15 protein-coding genes are annotated in these 14,139 nt (G+C 51.2%); 5 read left to right on the top strand and 10 right to left on the bottom strand.

Annotated elements, in window-relative coordinates; all coding sequences use genetic code 11:
* Nucleotides 1-207 precede the first annotated feature (207 nt).
* The 5 genes from DWY25_RS16920 to DWY25_RS16900 all read right to left on the bottom strand — a co-directional run bounded on the left by DWY25_RS16920 (nt 208) and on the right by DWY25_RS16900 (nt 2,983).
* Nucleotides 208-681, bottom strand: coding sequence for an NADAR family protein (locus DWY25_RS16920; protein WP_117896237.1), 474 nt, complete (start codon nt 679-681; stop codon nt 208-210).
* Nucleotides 678-980, bottom strand: a complete 303-nt coding sequence (locus DWY25_RS16915; protein WP_244926008.1) for a hypothetical protein — start codon at nt 978-980, stop codon at nt 678-680. Before DWY25_RS16915 ends, DWY25_RS16920 begins: the two co-directional genes overlap by 4 nt.
* 205 nt (nt 981-1,185) lie before the next feature.
* Nucleotides 1,186-1,491 (bottom strand): hypothetical protein, encoded by a 306-nt coding sequence (locus DWY25_RS16910; RefSeq protein ID WP_117896236.1) that lies wholly within the window; start codon nt 1,489-1,491, stop codon nt 1,186-1,188.
* Between the two features lie 14 nt (nt 1,492-1,505).
* Nucleotides 1,506-2,093 (bottom strand): HdeD family acid-resistance protein, encoded by a 588-nt coding sequence (locus tag DWY25_RS16905; RefSeq protein ID WP_117896235.1) that lies wholly within the window; start codon nt 2,091-2,093, stop codon nt 1,506-1,508.
* 92 nt (nt 2,094-2,185) lie between these two features.
* Nucleotides 2,186-2,983, bottom strand: coding sequence for an HAD-IIB family hydrolase (locus DWY25_RS16900; RefSeq protein WP_117896234.1), 798 nt, complete (start codon nt 2,981-2,983; stop codon nt 2,186-2,188).
* A gap of 110 nt (nt 2,984-3,093) precedes the next feature.
* Between DWY25_RS16900 and DWY25_RS16895 the strand changes: the two genes are divergently transcribed.
* From DWY25_RS16895 to DWY25_RS16885, 3 genes are all read left to right on the top strand, one after another.
* Nucleotides 3,094-3,891, top strand: a complete 798-nt coding sequence (locus DWY25_RS16895) for a methyltransferase domain-containing protein (RefSeq protein WP_181981891.1) — start codon at nt 3,094-3,096, stop codon at nt 3,889-3,891.
* A 63-nt stretch (nt 3,892-3,954) separates the two neighbouring features.
* Nucleotides 3,955-4,692, top strand: a complete 738-nt coding sequence (locus DWY25_RS16890) for a carbon-nitrogen hydrolase family protein (protein WP_117896232.1) — start codon at nt 3,955-3,957, stop codon at nt 4,690-4,692.
* A 118-nt stretch (nt 4,693-4,810) separates the two neighbouring features.
* The gene (locus DWY25_RS16885) at nt 4,811-5,974 is read left to right on the top strand and encodes a glycoside hydrolase family 88 protein (protein WP_006060117.1); all 1,164 of its coding nucleotides are present in this window, start codon (nt 4,811-4,813) and stop codon (nt 5,972-5,974) included.
* Nucleotides 5,975-6,129: 155 nt separating this feature from the next.
* Here DWY25_RS16885 and DWY25_RS16880 read toward each other — a convergent pair whose 3' ends face one another.
* The 4 genes from DWY25_RS16880 to DWY25_RS16865 form a co-directional block, all read right to left on the bottom strand.
* On the bottom strand, nt 6,130-7,071 hold the full coding sequence (locus DWY25_RS16880) for a coiled-coil domain-containing protein (protein WP_117896231.1): 942 nt from the start codon (nt 7,069-7,071) through the stop codon (nt 6,130-6,132).
* A 94-nt stretch (nt 7,072-7,165) separates the two neighbouring features.
* Nucleotides 7,166-8,410, bottom strand: coding sequence for a metallophosphoesterase (locus tag DWY25_RS16875; protein WP_117896230.1), 1,245 nt, complete (start codon nt 8,408-8,410; stop codon nt 7,166-7,168).
* A 300-nt stretch (nt 8,411-8,710) separates the two neighbouring features.
* On the bottom strand, nt 8,711-9,187 hold the full coding sequence (locus DWY25_RS16870) for a DUF1648 domain-containing protein (protein WP_117896229.1): 477 nt from the start codon (nt 9,185-9,187) through the stop codon (nt 8,711-8,713).
* 335 nt (nt 9,188-9,522) lie between these two features.
* Nucleotides 9,523-11,463 carry an FAD-binding protein gene (locus tag DWY25_RS16865; protein WP_117896228.1) on the bottom strand — a complete coding sequence of 647 codons (1,941 nt, stop codon included), beginning with the start codon at nt 11,461-11,463 and terminating at the stop codon, nt 9,523-9,525.
* 177 nt (nt 11,464-11,640) lie between these two features.
* Here DWY25_RS16865 and DWY25_RS16860 point away from each other — a divergent pair, with 177 nt between their 5' ends.
* The gene (locus tag DWY25_RS16860; RefSeq protein ID WP_147336714.1) at nt 11,641-12,540 is read left to right on the top strand and encodes a LysR family transcriptional regulator; all 900 of its coding nucleotides are present in this window, start codon (nt 11,641-11,643) and stop codon (nt 12,538-12,540) included.
* 192 nt (nt 12,541-12,732) lie between these two features.
* Here the strand turns inward: DWY25_RS16860 and DWY25_RS16855 are convergent, their stop codons facing one another.
* Entirely contained in the window at nt 12,733-13,230 is a 498-nt protein-coding gene (locus DWY25_RS16855) for an NUDIX hydrolase (RefSeq protein WP_117896226.1), read from the bottom strand.
* Between the two features lie 217 nt (nt 13,231-13,447).
* Between DWY25_RS16855 and DWY25_RS16850 the strand changes: the two genes are divergently transcribed.
* Nucleotides 13,448-14,083 carry a bactofilin family protein gene (locus DWY25_RS16850; RefSeq protein ID WP_181981890.1) on the top strand — a complete coding sequence of 212 codons (636 nt, stop codon included), beginning with the start codon at nt 13,448-13,450 and terminating at the stop codon, nt 14,081-14,083.
* Nucleotides 14,084-14,139: the final 56 nt, after the last annotated feature.

Here is a 14,139-nt window from a genome sequence, read left to right as displayed (position 1 = left end):
ACCCTTCCTTGTTTGATTTGATAAGATAACGGATTCAGTGTAACGAATGGCGGTGAGGTTGTCAATTCCAAGCGCGGATTTCAGCGTTTTTCTTGGGCTTCAAAATAAAAGTTTGAAGACCTTACTGAATTTCAGCCGGTTTCAAACTTTTCAAATTTATTCGTTTTCTAGATCATTGTTCTAAAGCCCGCATCGCCTCAGACGGAATTACAGTTGTTCACGCACCATCATCAAGGCATATCCAAGCAAATTCTGACCTTGCCACTTCTTCCTGTTCATTCTGTCAGGATCAGACATCGAAAGTCCGATGCCCCAGATCCGGTCTTTTACCGCGCACTCCGCTAAAACAGCATCTCCTGTTGCCTTAAGTTGTTCTTTTAAATCCTCGTTCTGAGAAAATTTCGCAAGCAGGCCCTCGTAAACCACGATCTGACGTATTCCATTCCAATGATGATCATCGTAATTGGACACACGTCTGCCAAGTTCTTTAATCCGGGCAACATCCTCCGTGGCCAGAATCTGCGCTGCGGAAGCTTCATCGTGGAAGCAAACTGCTTTACGATCCATCATAAACTGCTCCATTGAGGAGAATACGCTATTCTTCACTATAAATCGGGAAGGATACCAATTGCTTAAATATCCATTTTCTTCGTCAGGGTTATGAAAACAAACGATTTTCATCTTGTTTCACCTACTTTCTGCACGGCCAAATCCAAGTCTAAATCATGCAGTCCGGAATATGCTTTCTTTAGGAAATCGAGCGGCACTTTCTCGATCACTTCCCAGCTCGGAATGTTGTAATACCATTGATAATACGCATAAAACTCGCCGATCCAATCGGGCATGAACCCGCCCAGAGCTTTACCTGCCTTCAAAGTATACTTTTCCGTTTTGATAAAGTATATCCACAATTCTTCGGCGCTCATTGTGTTGACATAGGCCATCGCTTCGTCAAACTTTTTTCTTGTTTTGCTTTTCATATACTATTCGATAAAATCTTCTGTATCCTTATCCGGATAGGAATGAGCTGCAAAATCAAACAATTTTTCTTGACTTTCCACAACATCATTTAAATAGTCCTCTGGATATGCTCGCATCATCATTCTTCCTCAACAGCGTGCTGAACACCTTTGTAACCTTATTTGCATCAGATCTGCCTTGCCGTTATATCCCGCTGAATCCTCGTTAATCAATGCTCTTGAGCACGGCCAGCTGACGCTGCAGATCCGCGATTGTGATCTGCGAGGTGCGCACCTGTTCCAGCCAGTTTTCCACCTCCGGCATCTCCCGGTCTTCTTCCCGGGCTGACGCGTACGCCCGGCCGATTTCCATGTACGCCGTGTTCAACATCTCTTCCGTCGCTTTCAGCTGGCGTTTCAGTTCGATCTGACGCTTGGTCTGATCCAGCTTGTCCTTTGCCCGCTCCGTGCCTTTTTCCGCGGCCTGCGTCACGTTCTGGACGAGCTTTTCCGCCTGTTTCTTGAAATCCATTTCTGATTCCTCCCTTACCGGTTTTTAAAGGAAAGCATTTCGATAAACAACGCGATGCCTCCCAGTATACAATATGCCGCGATCAGCGTCGTCAGCACGATCGCCGAGCTTAACGGACTGATCAGAAAACAAATACCAGCGATCACCGAAAGCACGCCGCCCGCGATCGCCATGCCGGAACCCTCAACCCGGAAATAGTTCAGCTTCATCGCGTAATCCAGCTTATGGATTCCGATCACAATCGCGCTGACGCCCAAGAGGACGGCGAACACCGTGATGACCATTTCCGCATCGGCCCGCAAAAGCAAGACTGCGATCAACAGATCGAACAGCCCGCGGACAATCGTCAGACTTTGCCGGAACAGCGCGCTGGTCGACAGGTAGTCAAGGATTTCCACAATCCCGACCAGCCCCAGAATGACCGCAATTCCCCGCTCAATCCACAAGACGACCGACTGCGGACAGAACAACAGCACGATGCCGAGCACGACCAGCACCGCCGCCAGGACAAGTCCCAGCCGGCGCAGGGAACGCAGCTTGCGGTTGATTTTATCCTGCATTTCATAAAAGCTTTCCTGATTGCCTGAACTAAAAATAAACATAGAACCGCCTCCGTTTTCATTCAGCGTTATCTTTATTCTTCCATTATTCGCTTCTTTTCCCAGCTTGTCAACCGCGGCAGCCGGAAGTGACCTCAGTCCGCTAACAGCGTGTCGATCAGATCCGCCACGCCTTCCTCACGGCAGCTTGCCAGCTGCGGCCAGCCGCGGTCTTTCAAGGTCTGCGAGGCGTTGGCGACGATATAGGGATGGCCGACGATTTCCAACATGCTCATATCATTTTCGCTGTCGCCGACCGCGTACAAATCATTCACATCCAGATGCAGCTTGTTGGCCAGGGCGCGCACCCCGACCGCCTTGGTCTGATGCTGATCATGGATTTCCAGCAGCTCGCCGCTGGTGCGGATCAGCTGCAGCCCCATCGTTTCCGGCTGCAGCGCCTGCCGCAAACGCCGCGGGGTTTCTTCGTCGGCGGCGTTGATAAACATCAACAGCTTGACGACCGTCCGGGGATCGATCGCATCACGCAGCACCACGCGCGGATCCTTTAAAAATTCCAGATGGTCAATCTGTGCCTGCGGCATCGGCCGGTTGATCACGATTTCATCAAGCGTGTACGCAAAATAGGGAATCCCCAGCTGATCCATAACATCCATGCACCGCTGACTCCGCGCGCCGACGCACGCCAGCCGCTCAAACCGGCCAGTGGAAGGTTCTGCCAGAACGCCGCCGTTGGAAGCAATGTGCCAGCCTTCCTGCATTTTCAACAGGGTGATCAGATCGTCAAACGCGCAGGCGTTCTTGCCGCTGGCAAACACCAGCCGATGTCCGGCCGCCAGCCATCGCCGGAGCGCCGCTTCGCTGCGGGGCTGAAGTTCCTTCATCGCTTCAATCAGGGTGTTGTCGATATCCAGAATCAACGTTTTTGACATAACTTATTTCTCCTTTGATCTTCGTTGGAACAGGGCTTGTTCGTTGGAATTATTTTACCGTTTTTCCGGTAAATATGCTACACTATCCACAGAAAAGCGAGGTCTTCGTTATGATTCCCTTTTTATGTCCAGTCTGCCGCCGGCCGCTGACGCTGACGCAGTCTGTTTATCAATGTGAAAAACGCCACAGCTTTGATCTGTCGCGTTTTCATTATGTCAACTTAATCCGTTCGTCGAAGAAAATCCACGGCGACAACGCGGAAATGGTCAAAGCCCGCACGCGCTTTCTGCAAAGCGGAGCCTACCAGCCGCTGAAAGATCAGTTAACGGAATTGATCCAGACGCTCAATCCCTCATCCGTGCTGGATTCCGGCTGCGGCGAGGGTTACTATACGGAGCTGTGTGAAACGCTGAAAAACTGCGAATGTTTTGGCATCGACTTATCCAAGGAAGCGCTGAAGCAGGCGGGGCGAAGCTGTCCTTCCGTTCATTTCGCGGCGGCTTCGGTCTTTGAGCTGCCGCTGCCGGATCAGACAATCGACGTGATCTGGTCCTGCTTTGCACCGCTGGCAATGGCTGAAAATGCGCGCGTGCTGAAAGATCAGGGAAAACTGATCGTCGTCGGCCCTGGCCCGCGGCATTTATGGGGCTTAAAAGAAGTCTTATACGATACGCCGTATCTCAATCCGCAGGAAACGACCGCCGCCCCGGAGTTTGATCTGATTGACGAACAGACTTTACGTTATGAAATACAGCTGGAAAGTCAGGCGCAGATTCAGGATCTCTTTACGATGACCCCGTATTATTACAAGACTTCGATTGAGAATAAACAGAAGCTGGCCGCTTTGGCGCAATTGTCCACAGAGGTGGAATTCATCCTGCGGATTTATCAGAAAAAATCTGTCTGAGTACGAAAGCTTGAATCGACTGATAGTTAAAATTACCCGGGAAATAATCGAGGTGAGTCCAATATGAAAATTACGCTGGCCGCCGCACTCTCCGTCAACGGAAACCTATCTCAGAACTTAAATAAAATCGAAGCCGTTCTGCGGGCGCATCCTGATCAGGATTTCGTCCTTTTCGGCGAAGCTTTTCTTCAAGGCTTTAACAGTCTGACTTTTGATCCGGATCATGACCGGCAATGGGCTGTCGGTCACAGCGATGCGCCGATAAGCTGGCTGCGGGATCTGGCAAGAACGGTTCATTCCGGCATCGGCGTCGGTTATTTCCGGTTTCATCAGGGAAAATGGACGAGCAATTATTTGATTATTTCCAATCAGGGGGAAATCCTGCTTGATTATGCGCGGATGTCGCCGGGCTGGAAAATCCACGACGCTGATCCTCAGCTTTATGCGGAAGGAACGCAAAGCGGAATCTTCCGTTATCATGGGAAACAGATCGGCGTCCTGTTGTGCGGCGACGGCTGGACCGACGAAGTTGTTTCCGCAATGATTTCGCGGCAGCCGGATCTGGTGTTCTGGCCGGTATACGTCTGTTTTCCTCTGACCGAATGGAAGCAGGAACAAGCCGGAGCGTATGCCCTTCAGGCCGGCAGCTTCGCAAAGCGGGTTGTCCTGGTCAACAATCTGGACACACCCGGGGTTGAAGAACCGGCGCTGGGCGGCGCTTTCGATATTCAAAACGGACAGATTCAGGCTTTGCTGCCCTGGGCTCAGGAAGGGTGTCTGACATTGGAAATTCCGGAATAAAACTCCGGTTTTTTTCTATGTCTAACCATGAAATAAAATTTCATTTCAACTTGTATACAAGATGGTTGAACTTCTGGTGTAAACTTGCTACAATAGGGGCATAGAGAGGAGATTTCCCATGAACTTTGCAAATTATCCTGAACTGACCGACGCTGAGCTGAACGACGCGATTCATTATGCCGTCGAGCAGGTACGCAGCGGCTTAAACGACTTCACCACCAGCATGAAGTATCCCAACAGTGTCAACAATTTTTATCCCCTGATGGACAATACCGAATGGACCAACGGCTTCTGGACCGGCGAGGTCTGGCTGGCTTATGAAGCGACGAAGGAAGAGTGCTTCAAGCAGACCGGCCTGACGCATGTCGAAAGCTTCTTAGACCGCGTCAACCGCAACATCGTCCTGGAACATCACGACCTCGGTTTCCTGTACTCCCCTTCCTGCGTTGCGGCCTATAAGCTGCTTAACGATGAAAAAGCCAAGGAAGCGGCGCTGAAAGCAGCGGATAAGCTGATCACCCGGTTCCAGGAAAAAGGCGGTTTCATCCAGGCCTGGGGTCCGTTAGGCGCGAAGGACAACTACCGCTTGATTATCGACTGCCTGCTCAACCTGCCGTTATTGTACTGGGCAACGGAAGTCAGCGGCGATCCGAAGTATCGTGAAATCGCGCTGAAGCACATCCATACGGCCTTAAGCGTCGTGATCCGGCCGGATTATTCGACTTATCATACCTATTTCTTCGATCCGGAAACAGGCAAACCGAGCCACGGTGTTTCCCACCAGGGCAACCGTGCCGAATCCGCCTGGGCACGCGGCCAGAGCTGGGGCGTCTACGGTCTGGCCATCAGCTACAAATATACCCGCAATCCGGAATACCTTGAGCTGTTCCGGCATGTTACGAAATACTTCATCGATCATCTGCCTAGCGATCTGATTCCGTACTGGGATTTCGATTTCACCGACGGCAGCGACGAACCGCGCGATTCCTCGGCCAGCGCAATCGCGGCCTGCGGTATGCTGGAAATGGCGAAATACGTGGATCAGGCGGAAGCTGATCAGCTGATCAGCGATGCCAAACGGATGATCAAAGCGCTGTACGATCACTGCGCCGTCAAGGATCCGAAGATTTCCAACGGTCAGCTGCTTAACAGCACCTACTGCCGCAGCACCCCGACCAACGGCTGCCGTCAGCACGGTGTCGATGAATGCTGCAGCTGGGGCGATTACTTCTACTTCGAAGCGCTGACCCGCTTAAGCAAAGATTGGGAAATGTACTGGTAATTAATCAATTTCACTTTCACAGCGTCCGTTCAAACGGGCGCTTTTTTTATTTTTTTACCTGCTGCGCGCAGATAAAAAAAACCGTTTCCTCTCAGCAGTGTGTCGATTCGGATCCGGATTTTCTTTGTATGATTTGATTGAAATCCGAGGCCGACTCAGATCGAGGTTTGTTCGATCAAAAGTCGGCGTTGGCGGTCAAGTTCCGCCTTTTCCCTTTGGGTCTGATCCTGCCGCGCCGCCAGATGATCCAGCAGTGCCTGAACTTCATCCTCGGCGGTTTTAGCTTGGGCAAGGGCTTTCTCTATCCGCTCCTGAACTGCCCAGTCCGTAATGAAGTTATCAAACAGAAGATCCAGGATCCGCAAAAATGGATCCACCGTTAACTCCAGCGATGTATGGATATCCACATCAGTCAGCTCGCTTTCAAAGCAGCGCAGCTGATCCTCCAGCTGCTGGGCCAGCTGCTGCGCTTCCTCCAGCCGGCTATGCTTGACAAAACCGGTCATCATTCCGCCGCCGAACAGATCGACAGTCGACCACGTCAGCGCGTCGTCCATCTTCTCCACTAATCGGCGGGCTAAACCCCGCGCCACTTTTCCCGCGTCAGCCGCTTCCCGCAGTTCCTTCAGCTGCCGCCGGCATTCCCGCTGCCGCGCTTCCAGCTGGAAAATCACCGCGGCCTTGTCCGGCTGTCTTTGCTTCAGATGCTCAGCTTTCTGCTGCAGCAGCCGTTCCCATTGCTGCTCACAGCCCTTCAGATCCTGCAGCTCATGTTCAACCTGGGCAATTTGGACAGCCAGGGCTTCCTGCTGACGGCGCGCAGCCTCAAATCGGGCCCCGGCCACAAGCGCTTCCCGGCGCTGCTCCGACAGCTTTTCTTCCAGCTGTCCATTCAGACGCGCCCACAAAGCGGCCCAGCTGAAGGCTTCGAGCTGATCAATATCCTGTTCTTCCTGATGCCAGCGTTCTTTCCGCAGCCCGACTTCCCAATTCAGCTTCGCCTGCTGCGCTTTCATCCGCTCCAGGCGGGACTTCAGCGAGACCTGCCGGTCCAGCTGTTCACGAACGGCTTCGATTTCCTGTTCCAAAGACGCCATTTTAATTTTCTCCTCCGGGACCTTCGCCTGAACTTTTCGGCTTTATCCATAATTAAAAGTACCAGTATTATTTTATCGAATTATCCACGACGCTTCAATATTCCACATGGATATGATCGCCCGGGCTTTGTTCCTCATTCGTTAACAATGCCTGAAGCCAGCGTTTCCAGATCGTGTCCGGTCCCAAAGCCTGCCACGCTTGATACCCGGGATGAGCCAACAATTCAGCGCGGATCTGATCCAGCTGACCTTGCCGGTAGCTGAACATTGTCCGCTGAAATACCTCTTCCATAAGCTGACGCTGCTCCGGCGTCAGCTCTGCATTTTTCAATGTGGAATCCAGCGTGCTTTGATTGACCTGCCGCTGCGCCTGGACGGAATAAGCAGGAAAATCAAGCAGATCCGGATTGGCAAGTCCCTGCGTCTGCGCCCAGGCGGCAACGTCGATTGTTTCCTGGGTATAATCCAAGCCTTCCATGCTGATCTGAACGCGGCCATAGGTATTCGGCCAGGCAATGGGCATCGGCAGCACGATTTCAGTCAGACTTTGCGCTCCGGCCGTGTCCGTCTGGATATGCCCGGTATGGCGGTGCCCGCTGATATGCGTTTTAACATTCAATTGTTCCAGCAAGACTTTGACCGTGTCTGCCGCGGCGACGATGTCGCTGGAAGCCGTCACGGTGTGATCGAGCAGATTGTGATGGCTGAAGGTCAGCATCAGCCAGCCTGACTGCCGCGCTTGTTCTCCCAGGTCCTGCAGCCATTTCAAGGTTGCGTCCGATAACGTCCCCTCGCTGCCGCCCGGCCTTTCGCTGTTGGTATCCAGCAGAACAAGCAGCACCCCGGCGTCCGTAAGCTCCGCATAGCTCAGCGAATCGGGATCGCGGGAGTAGGCCTGATCATAGCCGAATTCATGATACAGGTTCGCAAATTCTCCCCGCGTCACCATCGCGAGATCATGATTGCCGGGAATGACCCGCACCGGCACAGTTTCATTCACCTTCCGCAGCATTGCCGCCATTTTCTGATGATCCTGTTCGTCGCCCTGATTGACTAAATCGCCGGTCAGGATAATCCGGTCCGGTTGGGCCTCCTGCATCTGCGCGAGCATCGCCGCCGTAATGGCTTCATTGTAAATCATCTGCGGCACAACCGACACCTGGGATTGCAGCCGTTCACTCTGATAGTGCAGATCGGACGAACAAAGCAGTGTCAGCGATCCATTCAGCGTGATCGGCAGGGCCGGCTTGGGCGATGGAGCCGGCTGAGCGGATCGAACGGCGGTGCAGGCCGTTAGACATAGCGCCAGTCCCAATAGTTTTATCCTTATTTTCAACATTGTTCTTTTCCTCGGGATTCTTTCTGATCAGGATCTATCCAGTCCCGCGCAAAATCACACCGGATTCAACTGATTTCCTGATTCTGGATATTTCTGATTTCTATTGTAGCGGAATCCTTCCCGATTTGCCACGGCTTTGACCGCCCGGACACCCCTTCGGCATAACCGATAAAAATCGTTGGTACTCCGATGGGGCGTCTTAAAGTCACGCTCCTTTTCAATTCGGTTCTTACTCCCCATTACCGTTCGCAAGACTTAATAAAACAGAACGTTGTTAGCCGGAAACCGGACTTCCGATTTTCACCGGTATCTTTCCGCTGTGCGCAACAGCCACAGGATCGCAATGGGAATCAGCGCCATCCAGACCAACACAAAACCGACGGTCAGTCCGGCTGGCAAAGGACGACCGGTCATGCTTAAAAATTCCAGCAAGGCAAATCCAAGAATTGTAAGCAGCTCCATGATTGAAAGAATCCTCAAGGTGACTGATTGAAGAGCTTCGCGATTCTTTTCCGTCACTTCCGCCGGAATATTCCACCACTTTGGATGCCGGCTGACCCATTCCAGAGCCGCGGTCATCAAAATTGAAAAACAGGGTAATAAAAACAACTCAGCTTTGCTCCCCCAGCGATGAACCGCCCCGGCGGCATCATAATGAGCCGGGATTAAATCCGGCAGGGAAGGCCAGCGCAAAAACAAAACTGTCAGCTGCGTGATCACGATCAGCCAACAGGCAGCCCAGCACTTTTGATGAAAACGCACCGCTTTTCCTGTCATTCCGACTCCTCCCTTTTCTTTTATTCCTGCTGCAGAAAATTCTATTCTTTCTCCATTCTATCTGGTTCTTTATTCATTGTACAGACATTGCCGTCGATAACGCAACCGCAGAATGGAATGAACTTCCTGGAGAAACAAATAAAAGAGTCTGTCTCTTGCTTTGGGAAAGACAGACCCGGATAAAAAGGAATAAAGATAAAGATTTTAAAGAAGGAAAATCAAGCCTTTGGCTGCGAATACAGGGGGAATCCGCAGCCGTAGACCGTCGTGCAGGACAAAAGTCAAATCTCTCCGTATCTTTTGTCTTTGGGATAAATGAACTCTGTTTCTAATGCTTATTTAAAGATCGCCTTTAACGCGTCCAGCAGGTTGTTGGAATCCAACGTTGCCCCGGAGATCGCGTCGACTTCGACATTCTGACCGTTGATCACTTCATCAAAGAAGGCTTTCAGCTGATCGTCGTCCATGAACATATTTTCACGGCCGGACACAATTTCCAGATTGGTAATCTTGCCGCCCTCAACCGTGGCCCGCAGCGTGTATTCGCCATGATTGCCCTTGATCAGCTGATCATACTGGCCATCCGGTTTCTTCGTGATATCGATTGCTTCTTCGACCTCACCGCTGACCTCCGTCGTGACCGTCGAACGGCCGCCGAACGCCGTATCTGCCGCAGCGCGTCCGGTCGCGATCGCTTCCGCCAGGAACATGCCGTTCTGATACAGATTGGAAACGTAAGAGCCTAATTCACCGGCTTCATACAGATTCGGGATCGGATTGTCGTTCCAGTCCAGAACCTGGGCTTTGACGTTGCGTTCCGCTCCTCCGGTCGTTGCGACCAGCGTCGGGGTAATGCCGACCGCGTAGAACGGTGCGGTATCGATCGGTTCCATCGTTTCTATACTGCGTCCGAATTCATCATTGCCAGACTTGCATCCCAGATTGTAGGCATCAATCGTTGCTTTCAGTGCTTCCGGATCGCGGCCCAGCTTGCCTGCCAGTTCCTCAATCGTATCAGCTTTGATAATCCAGCCCTTCGCCACTTCTTCGGAGTTGTCATCGGACCAGACGTAGCCTTCAGTCGTGATCGGCCAGCTCAGCCACTTTGTAACGATCGCTCCGGCCGTGCGGGTCTTTTCATCAAAGATCAGATCAACCGGCAGCGCGCGGTCATGCGGCAGATCGACGTAATGACCGTATTCTTTGAATTTCATGTGCTGGCGATGATACGCCGCGGATTCGTTATAAAACCGCTTGTTATCCGAGCAGACCTCGATCCAGCTTTTGCCGGCCATCGAGAAGTTGCGCATAAATGTCGCCTCGTGTTCCGGAACCTTGATGCCCAGCCAGAAGCCGCCTGACTGCGTCTGATTCTTCATGTGCCAGATCTTCGCCCCGGTGTTCATCAGCGCATGGATGCCGTCGCCTGTATTGCCCGGTGTGCCGCCGGTATAAACAATGTCCATTCCATGGAAATCCCGCTGCATTTGTAAATTATTTTCGTAACCGCCGCAGGCTAACAGGACGCCCTTGTTGGCTTTGATGCGGATTTCTTTGCCATCCGCGCCTTTAGCCACAACGCCTTTGACCTCTTTGGTTTCCAGATTCTGAATCAAGCTTGTAAAGGCGGTTGAGAACATCAGCTCAATGTTTTCCCCGCGGTCGCGGACAGCCAGATCGAAGCCTCTCCAGACGCCGCCGTATTCAAACGTTGTTCCGGCTTTGCGGACATGCGCGGAACAGCCCTTAAAGCTGGATCCGTCCAGATCCGGAAATTCCGTGACTAATGATCCCCAGGCAAGCGGACCCCCGCCGACATAGCCCAGCTCATAGCCCACCTTATCAACAGTCGCCTGAATCCAGCCGCGCTGATCAGAGAATTCCTTCGCCATGAAATCAACATATTCTTCCGGAATCGGATTCGGCTGACTGCAGGCAATCAGGTATTTCTTAAAGGTATCCAGATCGTCCGGTGCCGGCACGATCACCGTCTGGCCAGATGCGATCGAGTTGCCGCCAGCCTGCGCTTCTTCCATCTTTTCCAGAATGCAGATCTTGGCATCCGGATCGATATCGTTGGCTTCCAGCGCGGCGGCTTCTCCCGCCAGGCCATAGCCGACGATCAGAAAATCGCACTCCTTGTCAAACTTTTCTTCAGTCGTGGACGCTGCCGGTGCGTCGTTGGTCGAACAGGCGCCTAACAGCCCCAGTGCCGCAGCCCCCGCGACGGTCGCGGCGCTGCCTTTCAAAAAGTCCCGTCGAGAAATATTCTTCATTTTCTTTCCCTCCTCTGGTTTCACATTGTGAAACTTTTGTCGATTTCATTATAGGGTCGTAAGCGTTTTCAAACAATCGAAATACTTTATTGCTTAATAAAATTATTTTATTATTGATCAAAAAATCTGATACAATGAAAGCAGCTGATCGTCAATTTGATCACAAAGGGGGAATTTGTGTTGAACACCAGCCAGATCCGGACTTTTCTCACCGTCGCTCAAACCTTGAGCTACATCCGCGCCGCCGAGCTGCTTTATACCACGCAGCCGGTCGTCAGCTATCAGATCAAAGCGTTGGAAACTGAGCTGGGCGTCACGCTGTTCAACCGCACCCACCGTAGCGTGGAACTGACCACTGCCGGTTCTTATTTCTATCAACAAATGGAACCGCTGATGCGGCAGCTGGAAACGATCGTTCAGACCGTGCAGTCGATGAACGCTCAAACGCCGAAACTGATTAACTTGTTAGTCCGGCGGCTGGCGGATTACGCCAAGCTGACGCAGATCATTAAGAATTATTCAGAAAGCTGTCCGCTCGTGCATGTCAACATCCTGACGCAGGAAGACCGCGGCAGCCGGCAGCTGCTGGTAACCGGCGAAGTGGAAATGGCGTTTTGTTATCAATTTGAAGTGGAAAACGATCCCAAGCTGAACTTTTTGCCGATTATGGAATCGCAATACTATGTACTTGTCAGTAAGACGCATCCGCTGGCGGCCTACAAATATCTGACCTTTGACGATTTAAGCGAACAAAAGCTGATCCTGGCCAACACCGAACTGCACCGGAATCCCCGCCTGATCACCCGGGCGCAGCTGAAGGCTAAAAAGATCGCCGTCCAGACAATCTATACAAGCTTCGACAGTATGTTGATCGCAGTCCAATCGGGCATTGGATTTACGATTTTGCCCTGCTCACGGTCAAAGAAATTCTCCGGTTTATTGAAAATACCGCTTAAAGACGTTAAACCTGTGCCGCTGGGCATCGCCTGGTATTCCGTCAGGACAACTCCGGAATTGGAATCCTTTATTGCGCTGGCTGAAAAACAAAACGCTGAGCAGCCGCCGGCCATCGTCTGAAGAAGCAGTTCGCATAAGCACATTCTCTCTTTTGAGAAAAAATAACTTCTGAAAAAAACACGAACTCCTCCTTGTTTTTTATTAGAAGCCGGCATCCATGCAAAGAAAATAATCCCGGCTTTTATTCTGTTCTTCAGTTTAATATTAACCCGATCTGTTCTCCGCAGCCCAGGCACTGGATCCGTGGTTTAATCAACCGAAGTCGGGCGATCCTTGATTGAAGTCCAGTAGGAGTTCGAGTTGTTCAGGCAGAGACCTGATCCGATTTTTGATGAATTCCGGCTGAACATCAATATCGCTTAATTCATCAAAGGAGACCCATTCAAAGCGATGCTCAATCCCATTTTCCCAGCGGATAAAATTATTGATCGTGGGCAACGTTTCGTTTTCCTTGCAGGAAACGAGAAAGTAAAAGCCGATTTCATGGAACTTCTGCTGGCTCGCCGATTCTGTGAAGAAGGCCTGCGTCACCCACAACGGGCGTTCGATCTGAGCCTGGATTCCAATTTCTTCTTGTAATTCTCGAATCAATGCCTGCTGCGCCGTTTCGTTCAGTTTGATGCGGCCGCCCGGCAGGTAAGCATAAGGTTGTTTTTGATCCCTCATCACCAATAAGGTCTCGCCGTGAACGATTATCGCGCAGGCTCTGAGGTTGAAGCAGGACGTTCCAACATTGAACGAAAGATCCATTTTAACCGCCTCCTGACTTCCACAATAGCGGACAGTTAAGAAAAACGCAAGCGAAATTCATGAAAATCTGTGCCTGGATCTCAAGATAAAAAGCTTGTCCTGCGTTAACAGAATCCGAAAGACAGTGCGTTATTAAATCGTAAGATTTTTCTGAATTTCAAGAATTGACTTTCGCGTTAAAGCTGGAATAATGAATAACAGAATAAGGAGGGCGTTTATGTTTAGAAATCGCAAAAAACAGGAAGAGCTGGAAGACGAACCGGCATTCTTTGAAAACGTTGCAGTCCCTGCGACGGAAATGATATCCCAGCCAAAACAGGAGGAAGTGGAGAAAATGGAGAATAAACAGACAATCAACGCGGAGGAATCCGTATTGACAGAAGATGTAACGATTAACGGCGATTTGGAATGCGATTGCAACCTGACGATTCTCGGCACAGTCAACGGCAGCGTGCATTGCGGCAAGGATCTGTTAGTGAAAGGCCAGATTAACGGCGATGTCACAGCCATGAATCTGGAACTGCGCAACGGTCAGATCGAAGGCAATGTCGCCTGCACAAATTCATTAACGATGGATCGGGAGTGCAGTATTCGCGGCAACGTCAGCGCGGTGGAATGTCTGACCGACGGCCAGATTTACGGAAATCTGACAATTGAAGAAGATCTGCATGTTCAGAAAAACGCCTGGATTGAAGGCGACATCACAGCGAAACAATTCAGCGTCCTGCAGGGCGCTCACCTGGAAAGCAAGATTGTTATGATTCAGCAGGCTGAAAATGAAGAAACTGCCGAAGAACGGGAAATCGAAGAGGTATTCCATACGGCTGCGGACGAGGAAGAAGAAGCTAATTAAGCTAGGGGCTGTGACAAATCAGGAAAATAAGAAGAAGCGATAAGCTCACAGCCATT

Origin of the sequence: Holdemania filiformis (assembly GCF_003459085.1) — a bacterium.
Taxonomy (GTDB): Bacteria; Bacillota_I; Bacilli_A; order Erysipelotrichales; family Erysipelotrichaceae; genus Holdemania; species Holdemania filiformis.
The sequence above is the reverse complement of the archived record's forward strand: the minus strand, read 5'-3'. Positions and strand labels throughout refer to the sequence as shown.